This window comes from Frateuria sp. (genome assembly GCF_035944355.1).
GTDB lineage: Bacteria > Pseudomonadota > Gammaproteobacteria > Xanthomonadales > Rhodanobacteraceae > Frateuria_A.
On the sequence record NZ_DASZBH010000012.1, the window covers coordinates 49,976 to 74,205 of the forward strand.

Below are 24,230 nucleotides of genomic sequence, written 5' to 3' on the forward strand. Positions count from 1 at the left end.
GTCGGAACGGGAACGGTTGGCCGTACGCCATGCACCTGCAGGAACTCATCATCACCTTCGCCACACCGGTGTTCTTCGCGCTGATCGGCGTGGAGTGGCTGGTGGCGCGCTGGCGCGGGCGGGTGGCCTACCGGGCGAACGATGCGGTGAGCAGCATCGGCCTGGGAGTGATCTCGCAGATCGTGGGCGTGTTCGCCAAGCTGCTCTCGATCGGCGTCTACGCCTGGGTGGCGGCGCACCTGGCGCTGCTCGCCCTGCCGGCCGACAGCATCCTGGTGTGGGCGTTCGCGCTGCTCGCCTATGACTTTCTCTATTACTGGCTGCATCGCGCCGGCCACGAGGTGAACATCCTCTGGGCCGCGCACGTGGTGCATCACCAGAGCGAGCACTACAACCTCTCCACCGCGCTGCGCCAGACCGGCAGCGGCGTGCTGCTGGGCTGGCTGTTCTACCTGCCGATGGCGCTCGCCGGGATCCCGGTCGAGGTGTTCGTGGTGGTGGCGCTGATCGATCTGCTTTACCAGTTCTGGGTGCACACCGAGCAGATCGGCCGGCTGGGATGGTTCGACCGCGTGTTCTGCTCGCCCTCCAACCATCGCGCGCATCACGCGGTGAACAAGCGCTACCTCGATCGCAACTACGGCGGCATCCTGATCGTCTGGGACCGGCTGTTCGGGACCTTTGTGGAGGAGGATGACGCCGATCCGCCGGTGTACGGCACCCGCGCGCCGTTGCGCAGCTGGAATCCGCTGTGGGCCAACGCCGAGGTGTACTGGGCGGCGGCGAAGGACACCTGGCGCACGCGGCGCTGGAGCGACAAGGTGGCGGTCTGGCTGAAGCCGCCGGGTTGGCGGCCGGCCGACGTCGCGGCGCGCTATCCCCGTACCGCCTTCGACATCCGCCGCGAACGCTTCGACCCGCCGATGCCGCGCGCGCTCACCCTCTACTGCCTGCTGCAGTTCGCGCTGCTGCTGGGCATGGCAACGCAGTTCCTCGACCTGAGCGCGCGGGCCAGCCTGCCGACCCTGCTTGCATACGCCGTCTACCTGATCGGCAGCCTCACCGTGCTCGGTGCGCTGATGGAAGGGCGCGCCGGCGCGCGGTCGATCGAAGCGGCGCGTGTCCTGGCGACCGCATGGCTGCCCTGGGCGACCGGGCGCTGGTTCGGCGTGGCCCATCTGGATCCGGGCCTCGCGCTTGCGCTGCTGCTGGTGTTCGGTCTCGCTCCCCTTGCCCTGCCGCGGCTGGCCAACCCTTCCCCTCGTACGACACAAACGGCGACACCCGGCAGCCATAGCCTCTAACGGTTCATCGGGCCGATCGTCCGCCCGCGACGGCCGACGGGCGTTGTCCGCGTGCGTGGTGGACCCAACCCATGGCAGTGCCGTCGGCGCCGACGCCCACGTTATGATCCCGGCTCGCTTCAGGGGGATGCGCGATGGGTTTTCTAGCCAAGCTGGTGCGCCACAAATCGGTTGAACAACTGCAGGCCGAGGCCGGCAGCTCCGGAGATTTCCGCCGCGTGCTGGGACTGTGGCAACTGACCGCGATCGGTATCGGTGCGATCATCGGCGTGGGCGTGTTCGTGCTGGCCGGGCAACAGGCGGCGGTCAATGCCGGCCCCGCGGTGATCCTTTCCTTCATCGTCGCGGGCCTGGGCAGCGCCTGTGCGGCGCTGGCCTATGCCGAGTTCTCCGGTCTCATCCCGGTCACCGGCAGCGCCTATACCTACGGCTATGCGGTGCTGGGCGAGCTGTTCGCCTGGATCATCGGCTGGGACCTGCTGATCGAGTACGCGCTGATCGTGGGCGTGGTGGCGATCGGATGGTCCGGCTACGTGCAGGCGTTGATCGAGCAGCTTTTCCACGTGCAGCTGCCGGTCTGGGCACAGGGCGCCTACGACCCGGCCGACCCGGGCAATGGCAAGGTGTTCAACGTGATCGCGGCGGCGATCTCGCTGCTGATCGCCGTGATGCTCACGGTCAAGACCGAATGGGGCGCGCGCTTCAACACTGCGGTAGTGGTGATCAAGGTGATCGGCGTGGCGCTGGTGATCGGTGTGGGTGCCTTCTTCGTCGATACCGCCAACTGGCACCCGTTCATCCCGCCGGTCGTGCACGGCACCGATGGCGACCACTTCGGCTGGGGCGGCGTGCTGGCCGCCTCCAGCGTGGTGTTCTTCGCCGTGTTCGGCTACGACACGCTGACCACCGCGGCCGAAGAAGCCAGGCACCCGCAGCGCGATCTGCCGCGCGCGGTGCTGCTCTCGCTGGCAGTGTCGATGGCGCTTTACCTGGCCGTGTCGCTGGTGCTCACCGGCATGGTGCCCTATGCGCAGCTCAACTCGCCGGCGCCGGTGGACGCGGCTTTCAAGGCGCTGGGGCTGGACTGGGTCCGCGGCATCATTTCGGTGGCGGCGATCGCCGGCATCACCAGCGTGCTGTTTGCCTTCATGCTTGGCGCGGCGCGCATCTGGTTCGCCCTTTCGCGTGACGGGTTGCTGCCCAAATGGTTCTCGCAGGTGCATCCGAAGTACGGCACCCCGGCCCGGCCGACCATGATCCTGGGCGTGTTCACCGCGCTGGTCGCCGGTTTCCTGCCGATCGGCGAGGTGGCCGAGCTGGTCAACATCGGCACGCTCTCTGCGTTCATCGTCATCTGCGCTTCGGTGCTGATCCTGCGCGTGCGCAAGCCCCACCTGCAGCGCAGCTTCCGCACCCCGGCGCTGTGGTTGGTCGCCCCGGCCGGCATGTTGTTCTCGCTGTTCCTGATTACCGGCTGGCCGTGGATCGCCAACGGCCATCTGCATTTCCTCGGCGGCCTGCCGGCGGTGACCATCTGGCGCTTCGTGGTGTGGATGGTGCTGGGCCTGGCGATCTATTTCTTCTACGGCATGCGCCACAGCCGGCTGGAAGGCGGGCGCGACTGACACGCGTTTTCCAGACGCCGGCGCATGGTTTCGGCGTGACCTCTGGCAGGGGGAGGGGCGTGACCTTCGTCCTACCATCGGATGACTGTCATGTTGGTTATCGGGTCGCGGTCGTGGCCCCGGCGTGGCAGGTGGGGCGCGCAGGCGCCCTTCGTCCGTCAGGGGAAGTGCTCGTGAAGAATGTTCGTTCGAAGCTGCTCGTGGTCGCGCTGGGCGCGGCGTTGTCGTCCGGTGCGCTCGCGGAGAAGGCGGCACCAGTCGACCAGCCCTATCCGGGCATGCTGACGCTGAAAGTGGACCTCACCGACGCGCCGAAGAAGATCTTCCGCGTGCATGAAACCATCCCTGCCAAGCCTGGCGCGTTCACGCTCTACTACCCGCAGTGGATTCCCGGCGAGCACGCACCGTCCGGACCGATCGACAACCTGGCCGGACTGATCATCACCGCCAACGGCAAGCGCGTGCCGTGGCGCCGCGATCTGCGCGACATGTTCACGCTGCACCTGGACGTGCCCGAGGGCGCCACCCAGCTGGAGCTCCAGTTCCAGTTCCTTTCGCCGGGCGAGGGCGGACTGTTCGGCGCCAGCGCCTCGTCGACGCCGAACCTGGTGGACGTGGAGTTCAACCAAGTGGCCTTCTACCCGGCCGGTTACTACACGCGTCGGATCCAGATTCAGCCGACCGTGACGCTGCCCAAGGGCTGGCAGTTCGGCACCGCCATGCAGGTGCAGTCGCGCGACGGCGCCACCACGACCTTCCAGCCCATCAGCTTCAACAACTTCGTAGACTCGCCCCTGATCGCCGGCGAGCACTTCAACCGCGTGGACCTCGCTCCCAAGGGTGACGTGCCGGTGCACCTCAACGTGGTGGCCGACGAGGCCGACCAGGTCAAGCTCACCGACAAGCAGCTCGAGCAGCACCGCCACCTCGTCGAGCAGGCCAACAGGCTCTTCGGCGCGCATCACTACGGGCATTACGACTTCCTGCTCACGCTGTCCGACCACACCGGCCACTTCGGCCTGGAGCACCATCAATCCAGCGACGACCGCCTGCCGGCCGACATGCTGACGGACGACAAGTCCTACACGCTGATGGCCAGCCTGATGCCGCACGAGTACGTGCACTCCTGGTGCGGCAAGTTCCGACGCCCGGCCAAGCTGTGGGCACCGGACTTCAACACCGTCGAAGAGGACGACCTTTTGTGGGTCTACGAGGGCCTGACCGACTACTGGTCCGGCGTGCTCACCGCTCGCTCGGGCATGTGGACGGCCGCGCAGTACCGCGACTCGATGGCCAACATCGCCGCGGCGATGTCCGCGCGCACCGGTCGCGACTGGCGTCCACTGCAGGACACCGCCGACGCCGCGCCGCTGACCTACTTCGGCGGCAGCGGCTGGGGCAACTGGCGCCGCGGCACCGACTTCTATCCGGAAGGCCAGCTCCTGTGGCTGGATGTGGACACGCAGATCCGCGAGCTCTCGCACGGCAAGCACTCGCTGGATGATTTCGCCCACGCCTTCTTCGGCATGGACAATGGCAGCTACGTCACCAAGACCTACACCTTCGAGGACGTGGTGAACACGCTCAATCAGGTGCAGCCCTACGACTGGAAGACCTTCCTGCGCACGCGGCTGGACTACGTGGGCGACCAGCTGCCCGAGCACGGCATCGAGCGCGGCGGCTGGAAGCTCGTCTATACCGACACGCCCAATGCCGAGGCCAAGGCCGCCGAGTCGCTGCGCCACAACGTGAACCTGGCCTATTCGCTGGGCCTGTCCGCCTCCAAGAGCGGCAACATCTACGACGTCCAGTGGAACGGGCCCGCGTTCGACGCCGGACTGGTGCCGGGCCTGACCATCATCGCGGTCAACGGCAAGGACTTCTCGCCCGACGCGCTGAAGGACGCCGTCACCGCCGCCAAGACCGGCAAGGCGCCGATCGAGCTGCTGGTCAAGAACGTGGACGTCTACAGCACCGTCAAGGTCGACTACCACGGCGGCCTGAAGTATCCGCACCTGGTCCGCGCCGATGGCAAGGACCTGCTGACCGCGATCACCGCTCCACGCAAGTAACTTGCACAGCCGTTCACCCTGAGCGTAGCCAGGCGAAGTGGAAGGGCCGCCCTTCGGCTCCGCTACGGGCCCGCGTTCAAGTGAGCGGTACTTGAGGCACCACCACCGGAGAGCCCCTTCCGTGAAAACCAAACCCCTCGCATCCGCCCTGCTGGCCGCCGGCTTCGCGCTGGTCGCCGTGCCCGCCCTGGCCGACGTGCCGCCGCCGCAGGACGTGCCCTTCAATGGCACGGTCAAGATCTCGGTCGACGCCACCGACGTCGCGCACCGCGTGTTCCGCATCAACGAGACCATCCCGGCGCAGCCCGGCCCGCTGACGCTGCTCTACCCGCAGTGGATCCCCGGCAACCATTCCCCGACCGGGCCGATCGACAAATTCGCGGGCCTGGTGGTCAAGGCCAACGGCAAGGTGCTGCCGTGGACGCGCGACCCGCTCAACGTCTACGCCTTCCACGTCGACGTGCCGCAGGGCGCCACTTCGGTCGAGGCCTACTTCGAATACCTCTCACCGCAGGACACCAAGCAGGGCCGTGTCGTGATGACGCCGGAAATGCTCAACCTGCAGTGGAACACCGTCACGCTGTATCCGGCCGGCTACAACGCCAACCGCATCATGACCCAGGCCAGTGTGACCTACCCGGCCGGCTGGCAGGCGGGCACCGCGCTGGAAGTGGCTTCCACCAGCGGCGCCACGGTCAGCTACAAGCCGATCGACTACTGCGACCTGGTCGACTCGCCGATCTACGCCGGCAAGTACTTCAAGCGCGTGGACCTCGACCCGAACGGCAAGGTGCCGGTGCACATGGCCATCGTCGCCGACGACTCGAAGTATCTGGAAATCAAGCCCGAGCAGCTCAAGCTGCACCGCGAGCTGGTGCAGCAGATGTACAAGCTCTACGGCGCGCACCACTACAACCACTACACCTTCCTGGTTTCGCTCAGCGACAAGATGAGCGGCAACGGCCTGGAGCACCACCGCTCCAGCGAGGACGGCACCAGCGCCGACTACTTCACCGAGTGGGACAAGAACGTCTACGCGCGCGACCTGTTCTCGCACGAGTTCAACCATTCGTGGGACGGCAAGTACCGCCGCGGCGCGGATCTGACCACGCCCAACTTCAACGTGCCGATGAGCGATACCCTGCTGTGGGTGTACGAGGGCCAGACCCAGTTCTGGGGCCAGATCATGGCCGCGCGCTCGGGCCTGTGGAACACCGAGCAGACGCTGGACATGCTGGCCTACGTCGCCGCCACCTACGACAAGGGCCGCCCCGGCCTGGCCAGCTGGCGCAACGTGCAGGACACCACCAACGACCCGCCGATCGCCCAGCGCCGCCCGCTGCCGTACCGCAACTACCAGGCCAGCGAGGACTACTACTCGGCCGGCGAGATGATCTGGCTGGACGTGGACGGCAAGCTGCGTGAGCTCACCCACAACAAGAAGAACATCGACGCCTTCGCGCGCGCCTTCTTCGGCATGAACAACGGCGACTGGGGCGTCAACACCTACACCTTCGAGGACGTGGTCAAGACGCTAAACGACATCGCGCCGTACGACTGGAAGAGCTACCTGCGCACGCGCCTGGACGGCCACGGCCCGCTGATCGGCGGCATCGCCTCGCACGGCTGGAAGCTGGTCTACACCGACAAGCCCTCCGCCGCGGTCAAGGCAGCCGAAAGCCGCCGCGGCTTCACCGACCTGACCTATTCGCTCGGCGTGGCGGTGGGCAAGGGCGGCGCCATCGCCGACGTGCTGTGGGACGGCCCTGCGTTCAAGGCCGGCCTGTCGCCGGGCATGAGCATCGTCGCGGTCAACGGCAAGGAGTATTCCGGCGATGCCATCAAGGACGCCGTCACGGCGGCCGCGAAGGACAAGAGCCAGCCGGTCGAGTTGCTGGTGAAGAACTTCGACGAGTACAAGACCCTGCGCGTGGACTACCACGAAGGCCTCAAGTACCCGCACCTGGTCCGCGACACGAGCAAGCCCGACACGCTCGCCGAGCTGATCAAGCCACTGTAACGCGCCGCACCCCGCTCTCCCGTTCTCGTCAAGGATGGGAGAGAGGCCGGTGAGGGGCCAAGGCCCGCCGAAAGCCCCGCAAGCCGGAATCCCCGACCTCTCTCCCCCGGGAGAGAGGTTCCAGGAAACAGTCCGTCCAGCGCGTACCGCGCTACGTCCGAAGCCTCGCCTCAACCCAGTGGGCGCCCGCTCCCGAGGGAGCGGGAGGGGCGCATGAACGACCCACCCAACTCCGCTATACTGCCCGTCCGCCGCGGACCGACCGGTCCCTGCGCGGCCTCGCAGCACCACGCGCCCGTAGCTCAGCCGGATAGAGTAGTGGCTTCCGAAGCCATTGGTCGGGGGTTCGAATCCCTCCGGGCGCGCCATCTGCCATAGGTCATCGGCTCATTCGTTCCGGTTAGAGCACGGTGACTCGCAAGCGGCGCAAGCCGTTCCCAGCAAGCCTCAGGCCCTGTCGAGATATTCGGCAGGGCCTTTTGTGCGTTGGCGACCCGCGTCAGGAGCACTCGGAATTGACCCATGACCCACCGGACGAAATCTTGCGTGAGAAGCCGTCCGGGACACATGCGAATGGGTTGGGGTGGACTGCTGCCGGTTTCACGGACACCGAACTAGGTGTGATGATGAAGCGGAGGTGGTTCGTGGCGACACGAAGGACATTCGGCAATGAGTTCAAGCGCGAGGCCGTGCGGCTGGTTGGGGAGCGCGGCGTAGCCGTTGCGCGGGGGGTGCGTGGCCTGTAACTGCACGTGTTGCGCAAGTGGGGCGGAAGCTGGCGAGTGATCCGCGGCATGCGTTTCCGGGCGCGGGAACGCCGGAATCCGCGGGCAAGTGTTTCACACCGACAGTTGCGCCATGATAAGCGGGTCATCCAGGAGGAATGCCCATGGCACAGCTGCAACCGTCGACGGTGGATGCAATACGTGACAACGATGCCTGGCTGCTCGAGCAGTGGAATGCGGATCTGGCCAACAGCGGCGCCACCCGCGATACCCGCCTGAGCCCTGAGGACTTACGCCGTCAGACCACCGAAGCCTTGCGCCTGCTGGTCGAATGCGCGAGCCGCGGCGGCAGCGCTGTCGGCACGGACGCTTGGTTGGAAGGCCGCACATTTCTCGAAAAGCTTTCGCGCGACCGCGCCCTGAACGGCTTCGATTCCCAGCACACGGCCAACTTCATCTTCTCGCTCAAGCGCCCGCTGTTCTCGCTGCTTCAGCGCGAGCTGGCCGGCGAGTCCGCGCAGCTCGCCGAACAGCTTTGGGCCGTTTCTGAGCTGATCGACGCCCTGGGCATGCACACGATCACCACGTTCCAGAAGTCGCGCGAGGAAGTCATCCGCCGCCAGCAGGAGGAGCTGCTGGAGCTGTCCACGCCGGTGGTCAAGTTGTGGGACGGCGTGCTGGCGTTGCCGATGATCGGCACGCTCGATTCGCAGCGCACTCAGGTGGTGATGGAGTCGCTGCTCCAGCGCATCGTCGAGACCGGCTCGGAGATCGCGATCATCGACATCACTGGCGTACCAACCGTCGACACCCTGGTCGCTCAGCACCTGCTCAAGACAGTCACGGCGATCCGCCTGATGGGCGCCGACTGCATCATCAGCGGCGTGCGCCCGCAGATCGCTCAGACGATCGTGCACCTGGGACTGGACCTGCAGGGCATCGTCACCAAGGCCAACCTGGCCGACGCCTTGGCGCTGGCGCTCAAGCGCACCGGCCTGAACGTGGTCAGGGCCTGATCGATGGAACGCATTCCGATCCTGCGCATGGGCGAGTTCCTGCTGGTGACCATCCAGGTGGACATGCACGACCGGCTGGCCCTGACCCTGCAAGAGGATTTGGCGGAGCGGATCAGCAAGACTGGGGCGCGCGGTGTGTTGATCGACATCTCCGCGCTCGACATGGTCGACTCGTTCATCGGTCGCATGATCGGCACCATTTCCGCGCAGTCGCGCGTCATGGATGCGCATACCGTGCTGGTCGGCATGCAGCCGGAAGTCGCGATCACCCTGGTGGAGCTTGGGCTGACGCTGCCTGGGGTGAGCACGGCGCTCGACGTCGAGCGGGGGATGAAACTGCTGCGCGAACGCGTGGCCGCCGAATGAACGTACGCAGCCGTGGCACCCTGCAGGTGCGCGTCGAACAGGATGTCGTGCTGGCCCGCCAGGCTGCGCGCCGCGTCGCGCAGGAGTGCGGCCTGCGCCTGGTCGATCAGACCAAGCTGGTCACCGCGGCCAGCGAATTGGCGCGCAATACCGTGATCTATGGCGGTGGCGGCGAGATGGACTGGGAGATCGTCGAGGATGGCGTGCGCACCGGCGTGCGCCTGGTCTTTCGCGACCAGGGCCCCGGCATTGCCGACATCAAGCTGGCCATGACCGACGGTTGGACCTCCGGCAGCGGACTGGGGCTGGGCCTGACCGGAGCCAAGCGGCTGGTCAACGAGTTCGAGCTCGATAGCACGCCGGGCAAGGGTACCCGCGTCACCATCGTCCGATGGACGTAAGGCAGACCGGCACATCCACTCTGGTGCTCGCGCTGGAGGATGCCAGCCAGGTCGGCCACGCGCGGCGGGTGGCCACGCAGTGGGCGCAAAGGGCCGGCTTCGACGAGGCCGATGCCGGTCGCGCGGCGCTGGTCGCCACCGAACTTGCCAGCAACGTGCTCAAGCACGCCACGCGCGGTGCGCTGCACCTGGCGACGGTTGCCGGACGCCACGGACCCGGGCTGGAAATCGTTGCGGTCGACCGCGGCCCCGGCTTCGACCTGGCGCATTGCCTGGTGGACGGCTACTCCACGCGCGGTACCCAGGGCATCGGGCTGAGCGCGCTCACGCGTCAGGCGCAGGTGTTCGATGTGTATGCGGATGCGCGCGGCGCCGTGGTACTGGCGCGCCTGTACCCACGTGGCGCTCCGGCCGGGTCAGACCTCCGCTATGGCGTCAGCCATCATGCCCTGCATGGGGAGACTACCAGCGGCGACAGCTGGCGGCTGGCCATCGACGGGGCCCGGACCAGCGTGTTGGTGGCCGACGGTCTCGGTCACGGCCCACAAGCCGCCGAGGCGGCGCAAGCCGCCGCCGAGGCCTTTGTCGAATCCCCCTTCGAGGCGCCGGAGGTGCTGCTTGAGCGCGCCCATCAACGCATGGCCGGCACCCGTGGCGGTGCGGTGGCATTCGCGCGACACGATGGCCAGGGCCTGCTTCGCTTTGCCGGCATCGGCAACATTTCCGCCAGCCTGGTGGGCGAGGAATCCAGTCGCGGGCTGGCTTCGCACCCGGGTATTGTCGGCGCACAGTTTCGCAAGGCACACGCCTTCGACTATCCGCACGTCGCCGGGAAGTTGCTGGTGATGCACAGTGACGGACTTCAATCGCGCTGGCGCCTGGGCGATTATCCCGGCCTGTGGCAGCGCCACCCGGCGGTGATCGCGGCCCTCTTGCATCGCGACTACTGCCGTGGGCGGGACGATGCCACGGTCCTGGTTCTAGCCCTGGAGGCCTAGCGTGTCTGACTTGTCGGAATCTCCCGCCGCCGAGCTCGCGCGCTTGCGTGCCGAAGCGGCCTGCCTGCGCGCAGAACTGGACGAAACCAACCGGGGCGTGCTCGCGCTGTACGCGGAATTGGACACCCAGGCCGAGGAGCTGCGTCAGGCGTCGGACCTGAAGAGCCGCTTCCTCTCCTACATGAGCCACGAATTCCGCACGCCGTTGGGGTCGATCCTGAGCATCGTGCGACTGCTCAGCGACGAGCTGGATGGCCCGCTCAACGAGGAACAACACAAACAGATGGAGTTCGTGCAGAACGCGGCGAGAGAGCTGAGCGCGATGGTGGATGACTTGCTGGACCTGGCGAAGATCGAGGCCGGCCGCATCACCATCGCTCCCGCCTGGTTCGACATGGTCGATCTGTTCGCCGCATTGCGCGGCATGTTCCGCCCGATTGCTGTTGGCACCGCCGTCGACCTGGTGTTCGAGGAGCCGCACTGCATCCCCAAGCTCTATACCGACGACAAGAAGCTCGCGCAGATTCTTCGCAACTTTATCGCCAACGCGCTGAAGTTCACCCTGCAGGGAGAGGTGCGCGTGACCGCGAGCGTGGAAAGCCCGGGGGAGGTGCGCTTCTCGGTGAAGGACACCGGCATCGGCATCCCCGAGGAAATGCACGCCAAGCTGTTCGAGGATTTCACACAGGTCCATTCGCCGCTGCAGCAGCGATTGCGCGGCACCGGGCTGGGCCTATCCCTGTGCAAGCGCTTCAGCCAGTTGCTGGGTGGACGGGTCGGGCTGGAAAGCGCGCCGGGCCACGGTTCGGTCTTTTACGTGATCATCCCCACCGTCCTGCCGGGAGAGCATGCCGATGGCTGACGATATCCGCCTGTTGGTGGTGGATGACAACATAGCCACGCGCTATGCGGTCAAGCGCGTACTGGAACACCGCGGCTGCCTCGTGCTTGAGGCGGCCACCGGGTGCGAGGGACTGGCGCTGCTGCAGGCGCATCGGGTCGACGCACTGATCCTGGACGTCAACCTGCCTGACACCAGCGGTTTCGATGTGGTCCGGCAGTTGCGCCAGCAACCCGACACCGCACTGCTGCCGGTGGTGCACGTATCGGCCTCGTCGATCGCCACCGGCGATGTCATCACCGGTCTCAATGCCGGCGCCGATGCCTACCTCGTGCATCCGGTCGATCCCGATGTGCTGATGGCCACGCTGCGCACGTTGCTGCGCGTCCGCGACACCGAGCGCGAGCTTCGCGAGAGCGAAGCGCGCTTTCGCGAAATCTTCTCCCATGTGGCCGCGCCCATTGCCGTGCTCGATGCGGAGCTGCGCGTGCACGAGAGCAATCCGGCATTCGGCCGGTTGATTCCACGCGATGCGCGCCTGGTCGACAGCTTTGCCGAGGATCAGGCCGCGACGCTGGAAGAATTGCGTTCGGCGCTGCTCGCGGGTGAGCGCTGGCACGGCATACTGGCATTGCTTACCGGTGGGGTTTTGCGCGAAACCGAATGGCGTGTGGTGCCGTACCGCGTGCCTCATCTCGGACTGATTTTTATCGAGGACGTTACCGAGCAGCGCCAGCGGGAACGCCAGCACCATGAGGCGCTGACCTCCGCCACCACCCGCCTGGCGCGCGAGGTCGAGGAGCACGCGCATACCGAGGCGCAACTACGGCAGGCGCAGAAGATGGATGCGCTCGGTCGCCTTACCGGAGGCATCGCGCACGATTTCAACAACCTGCTGACCGGCATCATTACCGGCATCGAGCTGATCAAGCGGCGCGTGGAGGAGGGCAGCCTCGACGTCCAGCGCTATTCGGACATAGCGCTGGAGTCGGCGCGCCGAGCGGCCGCGCTCACCCATCGCTTGCTCGCTTTCGCGCGGCAACAACCGCTGGATGCCCGGCCCGTCGATATCAACGAACACGTGCGCTCGCTCAAGGATCTGCTCAACCGCACCATGGGCGAGCGGGTCGAACTGCGCTTCGAGCTGGCGAGCGAACCGATGGTGGCGCGCATCGACGTCAGCCAGCTCGAGAACGCCGTGCTCAATCTGGTGATAAACGCGCGCGATGCATTGCCGGACCATGGCCTCGTCACTGTCAGCACCAGCTGCATGCACATCCGGGCCGACAGCGAACTGACCGATGGTCAGTACATCGCCCTGACCGTGCGGGACAACGGTTGTGGCATCCCGCCCGATCTTCTGGAGCAGGTCTTCGAGCCATTCTTCACCACCAAGGCGAGCGGCAAGGGTACGGGTCTGGGTCTTTCGATGATCTACGGCTTCGCGCGGCAATCCGGTGGTCTGGTACGCATCACCAGTGTCGAGGGCCAGGGCACCGAGGTGACCCTGCTGGTGCCGGCAGTGCAGACGGAAGCGCGCCCTGCGCTGGCGCTGCCACAGGTGGTCGCGCGCGGCAACGGCGAACACGTTCTGCTGGTCGAGGACATGTCGACCGTGCGCATGCTGGTGGCCGAGCTGCTCGGCGAGGCGGGCTATCGCTGTACCCGCGCGGCGGATATCGAATCGGCGCTGCGCGTACTGCGCGGAGACGAGAGCCTGGACCTGCTGGTCACCGATGTCGGACTGCCCGGCATGAACGGTCGCGACCTGGCCGATATCGCGCGCGGGCTGCGCCCACATCTGCCGATCCTGTTCATTACCGGCTACGCGGAAAACGCGTTGACGCGAGAGGAGTTCCTCGGCCCCGGCATGGACATGGTGGTCAAGCCGTTCGAGATCGAGCATCTGCTGCGCAAGGTCCAAACCATGCTTGACGCCTGACGAGCTGGTTCTGACCGCCAACCTCGCTGCGCAACAGCTCGCCGAGCGAAGCCAGTATCTGGTCCGCAGCGTGGGATGAGGCGGTAGCCATGGGGCTGTCCCCCGGTTCGTCGCCCGCACCTTGTCCCTGCCGCCTGTCGGCGGCATCGGGCGCGGAACGTCGTCCTACGCGCTGGGCGTCCGGGTTCAGTCGACGGAGGCCGGGCGCCAGGCTACGGGCCGCCAGCCGTCTGCCCGGCTCGCCGGCGCCGGCGTGGTGTCGGCCAGCCGCTCGCGCAGCATGGCGGCGGTGGCCTGCAGTTCCGCCTGCAGTGCGCCCAGCACCGGCTCGGTGCCTAGACCGGCGCGGATCGCCTCGCGCAGCTGCGCGCACAGGCCGACCGCTTCGCTGCGGCCCATCACCAGGAAGGCGTTCTGCAGGCGGTGCAGTCGCGCGGCGGTGGCGGCGGAGTCGTGGTTGCGCAGGGCGGCAAGCAGGGCTTCGTTGTCCTGCTGCAGTTCGCTCTGCCAGCTCTTCAGGTAGGTGCGCCGTTGCTCGGGGGTGGCGATGCGGCAGATCAGCGAGAGCGAGCTTTCGGCCTGCGGATTCGGCACGGCCCCGCGGGGCGGCGCCGTCGTCGCTGTGCGAACCATCGCGGCGCTGGCGCCGACCTGGCGCAGCAGCGCGAGCAGGCGCTCGATCGAGACCGGCTTGGTGAGATAAGCGGTCGCGCCGTGGGCCAGCGCCTGCTCGATCGCCTCGGGGTCGGAGTCGGCGCTCAACATCACGATCGGCATGTCGTGGCGCGGACGGCGGCGGGCCAGCACATCGAGCCCCGAAAGGTCGGGCATGTGCATGTCCAGCAGCACCAGATCGGGACGGTGCGGCCCATCCATGGCCCGCAGGCCTTCCTCGCCACTGCCGGCGAACAGCACCCGATGGCCGGCGCGGCGCAGCAGGTGCCCGAGGGTGTCGCGGCTGGAACGGTTGTCGTCGACCACCAGGCAGGTGATGGCCGGCACGCGCGCGCGGTGGGCATCCAGCGCGGTCACCGTATCCAGCGGCTCGACCACCGTCTGCTCGGGCGCGGCGCGGTCCAGCGGCAGCGCGGCGGTGAAGACGCTGCCGCCGCCCGGGTTGTCGCCGACCGCGACGCGGCCGCCCAGCTGCTGGCAGATGCTGCGCACGATGTGCAGCCCCAGGCCGGTGCCGTCGTGGCGGCGCACTAGGCCGTCGCTGGTCTGGTAGAACGGCTCGAAGATGCGCGCCTTCATCTCGTCCGGCACGCCGCTGCCGGTGTCGGTGACGGTGCACAGCAGGCGCGGCTGGATCAGCCCGTTGTCGGCCAGGCGCACCTCGATCCCGACGTCGCCGCCCGCCGGCGTGAACTTCACGGCGTTGGTGCCCAGGTTGATCAGCACCTGCGCGACGCGCCCGGCGTCGCCCAGCAGCGCGTCGTCCAGCCCGCGGCCCTGCACGGTACGCAGGCGCACGCCGCGCTGGTGCGCCAGCGGGCCGACCACGTCGCGCACCTGGCCGAGCACGTTGGCGACCAGGAACGGCTCGCGGCTGAAGTGCAGCCGGCCGGCGTCGATCGCGGCCACGTCGAGCACGTCGTTGACCCGCTGCAGCAGCGCGTTGGCGTTGGCGCGCAGCGCGTGCATCAGCTGGCGGTCGGAGGCATCCAGCGCCGCGGTGTCGATCAGCGAGGCGGCGTGCACCACCGTGTTGAGCGGCGTGCGCAGCTCGTGGCTCATGGTGGCGATGAAGCGGCTCTGCGCGTCGCGCGAATGCAGCGCCGACTGCGAGATCGCCGAGATCGTGCCGAGCAGCCGGTACATGGTCAGTGGCAGCCCGACCAGCAACACCAGCGCGAACGGCACGAAGGCCGGCCGCTCGGTCCAAAAGTGCGGCGGTGCGGCCAGCCCCAGCACCAGCACCGAACCGGTCATGAAGGCGAAGAACATGCCGCGGCCCGAGCGCGTGCCGACCATGATGGTCGCCAGCGGCAGCAGCGTGATGACCGAGATGCACAGGTTCCAGGCCAGGCCGAGCAGCACGCCGATGCCCAGCACATTCACCGCCGCGCCGATGCCGTCGACGAGTTCGGTGGTGGGCACCATGCGCAGCCGCACGGCGGCCATCCAGGCCAGGCTCGCGGCGAAGAACAGCTCCGCCCACGGCCGCAGCAACGCGGCCTCGCGCGCCAGCACCAGCTTCGAATGCGAGGGGCCGGCCACGTACTGCCAGTACAGGCACCACAGGATCGCCAGCCCCAGCAGCAGGGCACGGCGCACCGAGACGTGGTACTCGCCGTAGCTCGCGACCAGCCGCGCCAGCCGGCCATCGCGCAAACGGCGCGCGATCACGCGCAGCGAGCTCGGCGGCGCCTGTGCCCCAGGATTCATTCGGACGTTCCCCCTGCGCGCACCAGCGTGGCGGCGGCGCGGGGGCATTGTAAGCACACTCGCGCAGGCGGCGCGAAATCGGCCGCCGGGATTAGGCCAGCCGGTCCGGCGACACGCGCAGGTGGAGGATTTGATGGCCGCGCCGGACCCGGTGGTGGCGCGCCGGCTCAACCGGCGCTGATCAGGACGCCGGATAGACCAGATGATCGCCGGCGCGCCGTGCCGCCGGCGTCATTTTTGCGGGCTCGGCATGGCCATCGCCAAGGATGTGGCAGACCGTGCGGCCTGCGGCCAGCAGGTAGTCGTCCACGATGCGGCGGTGACAACGCCACCACAGCACCTCGGCGCACATCAGCGCGCAACGCTGGCGCCCGGCGAGTTCCAGCAGTTGCACCAGACCAGCGTGGAAGTCCTCGCCCATCGCGTAGTCGGCGTAGCGGCGGAAGCTTGCGTTCTCCCAGAAGCCGTTCGGTGAAGGCGCACCGGCGGGCAGGCTGCGTCCGCGCCGGCCGCCGAGCGCGGCCAGATGCCGGTAGCCGATGCCCAGCGGCGCCAGCGAAGCGGCCAGCGCGGGCCCGTCGTATTGCGGGTGGCGTCGCGAGCCGGGCAGGCGCCGCACGTCGACCACGCACTCGACCGCATGCGCCTGGAGCCGTCCGATGAAGGTCTCCAGCGCATGCGTGGAGTGGCCGATGTCGAATACCGGAGGAAAGGCGTCACCTGCTGGCATGCGCCAAGCATGCACCCATGGCCGTGTCCGCCGTGCGATGGCGCCGCTTCACGGAGCCATCGCCGGAGGTTCCTACGATGGCGGCGCGGCTTCCCCGTCCGGTCCGGACTGCCGCAGACGCCCACTGGAGAATTCCCATGCACAACCATGACATCCGCGTGCTCAACGACCTGATCGAGACCACCATCGACAGCGCCGACGGCTATGCCGAGGCCGCCAGGGAAACCCAGAGCACTCGCTTCGGCATCACCTTTCAGGAACGCGCCACCGAGCGGCGCCTGGTGGCCTCGCGGCTGCAGCAGCAGGTCGAGGCGCTCGGCGGCACGCCCGAGGAGGAAGGCAGCGCGCTCGCCTCGGCGCACCGCCTGTTCACCAATTTGCGCAAGAGCCTGCACGACGACCGCGCGGTGATCGACGAGGTCGAACGCGGCGAAGACCACATCAAGCACAAGTTCGAGGATGCGCTGGAGGACGAAGACGTCAGCCCGCCCACGCATGCGCTGATCGCCGACGCCTACCGTTCGGTCCGGTCGGGGCAGGAGCAGATGAGCGGGCTCAAGCGCGCCGCGCAGGGCGGGCGTTAGGCGCCCCCATCCGCCTGTCGGCAGCTTCCCCCGCGCTCGCGGGGGAAGGGCGCGGCGATGGGATCCACCACCGCGCGGGAAGGTGCCCGCAAGGGCGCTTCTATCAGGCCGCCTTCACTTCGAACGTCTGGCTGGTCACCGGCTTGCCGTCGACGGCGATCTCCACCTTGTACTTGCCCGCCGGCCACTGGTTGGGGTTGCGCAGTTTGAAGGTGGTGGTGGCCGGGCCGTCGGTGGCGATGGTCTGGCTGATCGTGGTGACGTCCTGGCCCTTGCCTTCGAGGTAGCTGAAGTGCGCGCTCAGGGTCGCGCCGGCGGTGGTGCCTGTAGTAGCGACGCTGGCGTAGATGGTGTTCTGCGAGGGCTCGAAGGTGGTGGTCGGCTTGGCGATCTTGTAGCCGGCGGTGACCGCCTCGCCGAGCGTGACGTCCTCCACCTTGAACACGTTCGTCGACGCCGGCGCCGCGCCGGCGCTGGTGCCCGCGCTGGCCGGCGCGGCGGCCGTGCCGGTGGCGGCCGGCGCCGGTGCGGTGTGAGCCGGGGCCGGCATCGGTGCGGTGTGCGCCGGGGCCGGCGCGGGAGCCGTGCTGGCTGCCGGCGGCGCGGTGGACGCCGGTTCTTCGTGCTTGCCGCAGGCGGCGAGCAGCAGCAGGCCGGCCAGGGCCGCGCCGCGCAGGGCGATGGAGCGTGCTTGGATCGTCATGGCGGGGTTTCCGTTCAATGGCCGCGGATCGGCCAGGCCCGAAAGGCTAACGTCGCCGATCTGAAGCGCCGATTACTGCCGCGCCGTGCGCGTAACGCCCGGAAGCGCCCTGGGATCGGTGCTGCGGAACGGGTTGATGTCCAGCCCGCCACGACGGGTGTATCGGGCGTACACGCTCAGCTGGGCGGGCGCGCAATGCGCCATCACGTCCATGAAGATGCGCTCCACGCACTGCTCGTGGAACTCGTTGTGGTTGCGGAACGAAACCAGGTAGCGCAACAGGCCGGCACGATCGATCGGCGCGCCGCGGTAGGCGATCTGCACGCTGCCCCAGTCCGGCTGGCCGGTGACCGGGCAGTTGGAGCGCAGCAGGTGCGACAGCAGCGTTTCCTCCACCGGCGCGACGTCGTGGTTGGCGCTCAGGTAGGCGGCCTTCGGCGGCCCGTAGTCGTCGATGTCCAGCGGCAGATCGTCCAGCGATTCGCCTAGCAGCTCGACGATGGCGTGGCCCGGGTCGGTCGGCGCGCTGAGCGTCACCGTCACCGGCGCGCCGGCGGCGGCCGAAAGGTCCCGCGCCAGCGTCTCCTGCAGTGCAGGGAGCTCGATGCGCTCCTGCGAGAAACCGTTCAGGTACAGCTTGAAGGACTTCGATTCGATGATGCTGGGCGAATCGGCCGGCACGCGGAATTCGGCCAGCGCCACCCTGGGCTTGCCGCGCAGGTCCAGCCAGGACAGTTCGTAGGCGTTCCAGATGTCGGTGCCGGCGAAGGGCAGCGGCTCGTGCACGCCGATCTCGATGCGTTTCTGTTCGCGCGGGATCGGAAACAGCAGGGAAGGGTCGTAGCGGTCGGCGTAGACGGTGGTCTTGCCAAGGGGGGAATGCTCGGGGGTGCTCATGACCGCCAGTGTAAGACCATGCTCCCTCTCCCCCATCTTTGCCCAGTGATGGGGGAGAGGGCTCCGGAGCCCAGCATGGGGCGGCTTACGCGTTGACCATCTGCATCGACGGTCCGGCATAGCGGTCGCCGGCGGCCGCATTGGGCGGAAACACCGCGTCGATCGCGGCGCGCTCGGTGGTGCTCAGCCGCACGTCCAGCGCACCGAGGTTCTCGTCCAGACGGGAACGGCGGCGGGTGCCGGGGATGGCCAGCACGTCCTCCCCCTGCGCCAGCACCCAGGCCAGCGCCAGCTGCGCCGGCGAGCAGCCCTTGTCGGCGGCGAGCTTCTTCACCTCATCGACCAGCGCCAGGTTGCGCGCGAAGTTGTCGCCCTGGAAGCGCGGGTTGTGGCGGCGGAAGTCGTCGGCCTCGAAGTCGTCCGGCGAGCGGATGGCGCCGGTGAGGAAGCCGCGACCCAGCGGCGAGTAGGCGACCAGCGCGACGCCGAGCTTGCGGCAGGCGGCGAGCATGCCGTTCTCCTCCGGATCGCGCGTCCACAGCGAGAACTCGCTCTGCAGCGCGGCGATCGGATGCACCGCGCAGGCGCGCGTCAGGGTCTGGCCGGAAGCCTCGGACAGGCCCAGGTAGCGCACCTTGCCCTGCCTGACCAGCTCGGCCATGGCGCCGACGGTCTCCTCGATCGGCACCTTGGGGTCGACACGGTGCTGGTAGTAGAGGTCGATCGTCTCTATCCCTAAGCGCTTGAGGCTGCCCTCGCAGGCGGTGCGCACGTACTCCGGGCGGCCGCTGACGCCGCGCGACTGCGGGTTGGCCGGGTCGCGCACGATGCCGAACTTGGTGGCGATGAAGGCCTGTTCGCGGCGGCCCTTGATGGCGCGGCCGACCAGTTGCTCGTTGGTGTGCGGGCCATACATGTCCGCGGTGTCCAGCAGGGTGACGCCGCGGTCCAGCGCGTGGTGGATGGTGGCGATCGACTCGGCGTCGTCGTGTGCGCCGTAGAAGTCGCTCATGCCCATGCAGCCTAAGCCGAGGGCGGAAACCCGGGGGCCGTCGCGGCCCAGCGTGCGCATTTCCATGGGGCTACTCCGTAAGAGATGGCGAACCTACGCCGTGGAAGGTGTGCGCATCGTGCGCGCCGGCGGCGACCGGATAAATGCCCAATAATCGGCAAGACCTTTCAACAGGAAGCAACAATGGACCGCCTGCATGCCATGCGGCTTTACGCCCGCATCGTCGAGCTGGGCAGCTTCACCGCCGCGGCGGATGATCTGGACCTGCCGCGCGCCACTGTCACCCACACCATCAAGGCGCTCGAAGCGCGGCTGGGCGCACAGTTGCTGCAGCGGACCACGCGGCGCGTGCGCGTGACCTGCGAGGGCAACACCTACTACAACCATTGCGTGCGCCTGCTGGCCGACGTGGACGAAGTGGAAACCAACTTCCGCGAGGCGTCGATCGTGCCGCGCGGGCGGTTGCGCGTCGATCTGTCGGCGGCGCTGGCCCGGCTGATGGTGATCCCGGCATTGCCCGAGTTCCTCGCGCGCTTTCCCCAGATCGAACTGGACCTGGGCACCGGCGACCGCTTCGTCGACCTGGTGCGCGAGGGCGTCGATTGCGCGCTGCGCGTGGGCGACCCGGGCGACACCGGCATGGTCGGCCGGCGCATCGCCATGCTGCCGCAGATCACCGTGGCCAGCGCCGGCTACCTGCGCCGGCACGGCAAGCCGAAGACGCTGGCCGACCTGCAGTCGGGCCACTATGCGGTGCACTGGGCCTCGCCGACCACGCGCCGGCCCGAGCCGCTGGAGTTCGTGGTCGGCCGCCGGCGGCGCGAGCTGCAGTTGCCGGGGCGGATCACGGTGAACGGTGCCGACGCGTATCTCGCCTGTTGCCGGGCGGGGCTGGGCATCGCGCAGTTCTCCCACTACCGCATCGCCGACGAGCTGGCCGATGGACGCATGTGCGAACTGCTGCCGGACACGCGGCCGCCGGCCTTGCCGATGACCGTGCTGTATCCGCCGCAGCGGCAGATGCCGGCGCGCTTGCGGGTGTTCATCGACTGGCTGGCGGAACGGGCGGCGGCGCAGTTCGGGGCGTTGCGCTGACCGTGGGGACACCCTTCGGCGCAGGCCTCGCGTAAGGCTGGAACCGGCCTGCGCAAACGCCTTACATGCGCGGCAATCCATGCCGTGGCGCGGACGTGCCGAAGGTCTCGGTCGTGAGCGGCGCCCCCGCCGCGGCCAATGCCGCCCGCTGCTCGGAAACAGGCAGGCGCAGCATCACGTCCTCCAGCCGGGCGAGCTTGCGGAAGGCCTCGTGCGCCAGCGCGCGCTCGACGAACGCGGCGCTGCGCGGCCAGCGCGTGGCGTCGATGGCGAAGCGCACGAAGGCCGCCGTGCGGAACATGCTGGCGATCGCCACGTCCGCGACCGACAACGCGCCGAACAGGTAGCCATCGGCCGGCAGCTGCGTTTCCAGGTAGTCCAGTGCCCGCGGAATGTGCCGCTCGAGCGTCTCGCCGATCACCGCCTCGTCGCGTTCCTCGCCGAACACGTAGGGGCGGATCGCCTTCTGGTAGAACAACCGCCAGATCAAGGCATCGGCCAACGCGGTGTCGGCGTACTCCTCCAGCCAGCGGGCGTGCGCGCGGTCGACCGGATCGGCCGGGTAGAGCGGCGGGGTCGGCTGGATGTCCTCCAGGTACTGGCAGATCACCGATGAATCGAGCAAGACGCGCCCGTCATGGAGCAGCAGCGGAATGCGCCGCAACGGGCTCAGTCGCGCGAATGCCTCGTTGCCCATGAACGGCACGATCGGGTCGATCTCGTACCCGAGCCCCTTCAGCTCCATGCACGCCAGCACCTTGCGCACGTAGGGCGAGAGGTAGTTGCCGATCACGACGAAGGCCATGGCGCGCTCCGCAGGCTCGAGGGGAGCCGGCAGCGTGAGGGCGCCTCGGGCACGCCGTCAACGCCCCCCACTAATGGCATGGGTGCCATGACTTCCGGCACGTTAGCATCGGCCGATGGCTGTACTGACAAGGGGAAACACGAGATGGCATCGATGATCGGCAGTTCGCGCCTGGCCGGCGCGCTGGCACTTGGCCTGGTGGCCACCGGCGCCTGGGCGCAGGGGCACACGCTGACCACGGACGACTATGCACGCGCGGAGCGCTTCCTGGGACCCGACACCGCACCGCTGGTCGACCACGCGATCCAGCGTGTGACCTGGCTGGACGAGGGCCACTTCTGGTACGTCGACCACGATGCCAAGGGTGATCATTACCGCGTGATGGACGCCGCCACCGGCAAGGCGTCCGACGCGTTCGACCAGTCCCGCCTCGCCGCGGCGCTGGGCAAGGCGCGGAGCAAACCGGTCAAGGCCGACAAGCTCGGCATCCGCGAATACGTGATCGCCGCCGATGGCCGCCTGGACGTCCAGCTCAACGGGCAGCGCTACCTGTGCGACCTCAAGAGCGCGCAGGGCGAATGCGTGGCGAAGAAGGCCGGCAAGGAGCCGGGCGTGCTCTCGCCGGACAAGAAGAACGAGGCCTTCATCCGCGGCTGGAACCTGTGGCTGCGCGACGTGGCCACCGGCAAGGAGACCCAGCTCACCACCGACGGCGTGGAGAACTTCGGCTACGCCACCGACAACGCCGGCTGGAAACACACCGACAACGCGATCCTGGTGTGGTCGCCCGACTCATCGCGGATCGCCACCTTCCAGCAGGACGAGCGCAAGACCGGCGACATGTACCTGCTCAAGACGCAGGTCGGTCACTCGGAGCTCTTGAAGTGGAAGGGCCCGCTGGCCGGCGACAAGGACGTGACCATGATCGAGCGCGTCGTCATCGACGTGCCGAACAGAAAGGTGGTACGGCTGAAGATGCCGCCGGACCAGCACCGCTCGACCCTGTGCGACGACGTCAGCTGCGGTCCCGACGGCGGCTGGGACGACGTCAAGTGGGCGAACGACGGCAAGACGCTGGCCTTCGTCTCCACCTCGCGCTACCACAAGGACGAATGGTTCCGCATCGCCGATCCGAAGACCGGTGCGGTGCGCACGGTGTTCGAGGAGCACGTGCCGACCTACTACGAAAGCGGCAACGGCCAGGTCAACTGGTTCTACCTGCCCGAGAGCCACGAGGCGATCTGGTTCTCCGAGCGCACCAACTGGGGCAACCTGTACCTGTACGACCTGGACACCGGCAAGCTCAAGCACGCCATCACCACCGGCGAGGGCAACGTCACCGAGGTGCTCAAGGTCGATCCGAAGACGCGCACCGTGTGGTTCCGCGGCGTCGGCCGCACGAACGGCGTGGATCCGTACTACCAGCAGTTCTTCAAGGTCGGCCTGGACGGCGGCAAGCCCACGCTGCTGACGCCGGAAGCGGCCAACCACGAGATCACCCTCTCGCCGGACGGCAGGGCCTTCGTCGATACCTATTCCTCGCCTACCGAGCCGCCGGTCACCGTGCTGCGCGACAGCCGTGACGGCCGCACGCTCGCCACCGTCGCCAAGGCCGACATCAGCCGCCTGCGCGCGGCCGGCTGGGTGCCGCCGACCCCCATCACCGTGAAAGCGCGGGATGGCAAGACCGACCTGTACGGCATGCTGTTCAAGCCGACGAACTTCGATGCCCACAAGAAATATCCGATCGTCGACTACATCTACCCGGGTCCGCAGACCGGCTCGGTGCGCGGGCGCAACTTCCTCGCCTCGCGCGGCGACAACCAGGCGCTGGCGGAGCTGGGCTTCATCGTGGTGGCGATCGACGGCATGGGCACGCCGTGGCGCTCCAAGGCCTTCCACGATGCCTGGTACGGCAACATGGGCGACAACACGCTGCCCGACCAGGTCGCCGCCATCAAGGAACTGGGCAAGCGCTACGCGTGGATCGACACGAACCGCGTCGGCATCTGGGGCCACTCCGGCGGCGGCAACGCCACGGCCGATGCGATGTTCCGCTATCCGGACTTCTTCAAGGTCGGCTGGTCCGAGAGCGGCAACCACGACAACCGCAACTACGAGGACGACTGGGCCGAGAAGTACCAGGGCCCGCTGGTCACCCACAAGGACGGCACCACCAACTACGACGACCAGGCCAACCAGAGCCACGCAGCCAAGCTCAAGGGCCGGCTGATGCTGGTGCACGGCACCATCGACGACAACGTGCCGCCGTCCAACACGCTGCTGGTGGCCGATGCGCTGATCAAGGCGAACAAGGACTTCGACCTGTTGATGATTCCCAACGTGCACCACGGCTATGGCATGGAGAAGGGTGCCTATGCCATGCGCCGGCGCTGGGACTACTTCGTGACCTACCTCGCCGGCGACACGCCTCCGAAGGAGTTCGCCTTCACCGCGCCGAAGGACTGAAGCCGGACGCCAGATGGATCCAACCGAAGGCCGGGCTCGTCCCGGCCTTCGGCTTTGTGAAACGCGCGCGCAGGACGGCAAGCGGAGTCAACAAGAGGAATCTGTGCCGGCGATCACACGATCCGCATCCGGCCTGGCCTCGCGTGGCGGCTTCACCGACTGACGACGGACTGAATGGGACGTTTGGATTGCGTCATCTTCATGTGGATGGCGCTCCCAGTCCATGCAGTTTCCCCT

The 24,230-nt window shown here is 67.8% G+C and carries 19 protein-coding genes, 1 tRNA gene and 1 pseudogene; 15 read left to right on the top strand and 6 right to left on the bottom strand.

Annotation, left to right across the window (positions count from 1 at the left end):
- The first annotated feature begins 29 nt into the window (after positions 1-29).
- The 12 genes and pseudogenes from VGU03_RS09210 (at position 30) to VGU03_RS09265 (ending at position 13,310) form a co-directional block, all read left to right on the top strand.
- The gene (locus VGU03_RS09210; RefSeq protein WP_327480087.1) at positions 30-1,304 is read left to right on the top strand and encodes a sterol desaturase family protein; all 1,275 of its coding nucleotides are present in this window, start codon (positions 30-32) and stop codon (positions 1,302-1,304) included.
- A 134-nt stretch (positions 1,305-1,438) separates the two neighbouring features.
- Entirely contained in the window at positions 1,439-2,929 is a 1,491-nt protein-coding gene (locus VGU03_RS09215; protein WP_327480088.1) for an amino acid permease, read from the top strand.
- 173 nt (positions 2,930-3,102) lie between these two features.
- Complete coding sequence (locus VGU03_RS09220) at positions 3,103-5,001, top strand: M61 family peptidase (protein ID WP_327480089.1); 1,899 nt, start codon at positions 3,103-3,105, stop codon at positions 4,999-5,001.
- Between the two features lie 121 nt (positions 5,002-5,122).
- The gene (locus tag VGU03_RS09225) at positions 5,123-7,021 is read left to right on the top strand and encodes a M61 family metallopeptidase (protein WP_414655956.1); all 1,899 of its coding nucleotides are present in this window, start codon (positions 5,123-5,125) and stop codon (positions 7,019-7,021) included.
- Positions 7,022-7,312: 291 nt separating this feature from the next.
- Positions 7,313-7,389, top strand: a tRNA-Arg gene (locus VGU03_RS09230).
- A gap of 258 nt (positions 7,390-7,647) precedes the next feature.
- Positions 7,648-7,835: pseudogene (locus VGU03_RS09235) on the top strand (IS3 family transposase); the annotation flags it as partial.
- A 75-nt stretch (positions 7,836-7,910) separates the two neighbouring features.
- Positions 7,911-8,762 carry an STAS domain-containing protein gene (locus tag VGU03_RS09240; protein ID WP_327480090.1) on the top strand — a complete coding sequence of 284 codons (852 nt, stop codon included), beginning with the start codon at positions 7,911-7,913 and terminating at the stop codon, positions 8,760-8,762.
- A 3-nt stretch (positions 8,763-8,765) separates the two neighbouring features.
- The gene (locus tag VGU03_RS09245) at positions 8,766-9,128 is read left to right on the top strand and encodes an STAS domain-containing protein (RefSeq protein WP_327480091.1); all 363 of its coding nucleotides are present in this window, start codon (positions 8,766-8,768) and stop codon (positions 9,126-9,128) included.
- Complete coding sequence (locus VGU03_RS09250) at positions 9,125-9,529, top strand: anti-sigma regulatory factor (protein WP_327480092.1); 405 nt, start codon at positions 9,125-9,127, stop codon at positions 9,527-9,529. Before VGU03_RS09245 ends, VGU03_RS09250 begins: the two co-directional genes overlap by 4 nt.
- Entirely contained in the window at positions 9,520-10,527 is a 1,008-nt protein-coding gene (locus VGU03_RS09255) for an ATP-binding protein (protein WP_327480093.1), read from the top strand. The genes VGU03_RS09250 and VGU03_RS09255 overlap by 10 nt, the downstream gene beginning before the upstream one ends.
- Before the next feature lies 1 nt (position 10,528).
- Positions 10,529-11,389, top strand: coding sequence for a sensor histidine kinase (locus VGU03_RS09260; protein WP_414655957.1), 861 nt, complete (start codon positions 10,529-10,531; stop codon positions 11,387-11,389).
- Positions 11,382-13,310: a response regulator gene (locus VGU03_RS09265; protein WP_327480094.1), complete on the top strand. Its 1,929-nt coding sequence runs from the start codon at positions 11,382-11,384 to the stop codon at positions 13,308-13,310. Before VGU03_RS09260 ends, VGU03_RS09265 begins: the two co-directional genes overlap by 8 nt.
- Before the next feature lie 186 nt (positions 13,311-13,496).
- On the opposite strand, the gene VGU03_RS09270 is transcribed toward VGU03_RS09265, so the two are convergent.
- Positions 13,497-15,698, bottom strand: coding sequence for an ATP-binding protein (locus VGU03_RS09270; RefSeq protein WP_327480095.1), 2,202 nt, complete (start codon positions 15,696-15,698; stop codon positions 13,497-13,499).
- A 181-nt stretch (positions 15,699-15,879) separates the two neighbouring features.
- Positions 15,880-16,428, bottom strand: coding sequence for a DUF488 domain-containing protein (locus tag VGU03_RS09275; RefSeq protein ID WP_327480096.1), 549 nt, complete (start codon positions 16,426-16,428; stop codon positions 15,880-15,882).
- A gap of 137 nt (positions 16,429-16,565) precedes the next feature.
- On the opposite strand from VGU03_RS09275, the gene VGU03_RS09280 reads away from it, so the two are divergent.
- Complete coding sequence (locus VGU03_RS09280) at positions 16,566-17,012, top strand: PA2169 family four-helix-bundle protein (RefSeq protein ID WP_327480097.1); 447 nt, start codon at positions 16,566-16,568, stop codon at positions 17,010-17,012.
- Positions 17,013-17,115: 103 nt separating this feature from the next.
- Here the strand turns inward: VGU03_RS09280 and VGU03_RS09285 are convergent, their stop codons facing one another.
- The 3 genes from VGU03_RS09285 to VGU03_RS09295 all read right to left on the bottom strand — a co-directional run bounded on the left by VGU03_RS09285 (position 17,116) and on the right by VGU03_RS09295 (position 19,690).
- Positions 17,116-17,715 carry a hypothetical protein gene (locus tag VGU03_RS09285; protein ID WP_327480098.1) on the bottom strand — a complete coding sequence of 200 codons (600 nt, stop codon included), beginning with the start codon at positions 17,713-17,715 and terminating at the stop codon, positions 17,116-17,118.
- Between the two features lie 72 nt (positions 17,716-17,787).
- Positions 17,788-18,612 (bottom strand): NADPH-dependent 7-cyano-7-deazaguanine reductase QueF, encoded by an 825-nt coding sequence (gene queF / locus VGU03_RS09290; RefSeq protein ID WP_327480099.1) that lies wholly within the window; start codon positions 18,610-18,612, stop codon positions 17,788-17,790.
- Positions 18,613-18,697: 85 nt separating this feature from the next.
- The gene (locus VGU03_RS09295) at positions 18,698-19,690 is read right to left on the bottom strand and encodes an aldo/keto reductase (RefSeq protein WP_327480100.1); all 993 of its coding nucleotides are present in this window, start codon (positions 19,688-19,690) and stop codon (positions 18,698-18,700) included.
- A 117-nt stretch (positions 19,691-19,807) separates the two neighbouring features.
- Between VGU03_RS09295 and VGU03_RS09300 the strand changes: the two genes are divergently transcribed.
- Entirely contained in the window at positions 19,808-20,719 is a 912-nt protein-coding gene (locus VGU03_RS09300) for a LysR family transcriptional regulator (protein ID WP_327480101.1), read from the top strand.
- Between the two features lie 61 nt (positions 20,720-20,780).
- Here the strand turns inward: VGU03_RS09300 and VGU03_RS09305 are convergent, their stop codons facing one another.
- Positions 20,781-21,524: a glutathione S-transferase family protein gene (locus VGU03_RS09305; RefSeq protein ID WP_327480102.1), complete on the bottom strand. Its 744-nt coding sequence runs from the start codon at positions 21,522-21,524 to the stop codon at positions 20,781-20,783.
- Positions 21,525-21,668: 144 nt separating this feature from the next.
- On the opposite strand from VGU03_RS09305, the gene VGU03_RS09310 reads away from it, so the two are divergent.
- Positions 21,669-23,993 carry a S9 family peptidase gene (locus tag VGU03_RS09310; protein ID WP_327480103.1) on the top strand — a complete coding sequence of 775 codons (2,325 nt, stop codon included), beginning with the start codon at positions 21,669-21,671 and terminating at the stop codon, positions 23,991-23,993.
- The last annotated feature ends 237 nt before the right edge of the window (positions 23,994-24,230 follow it).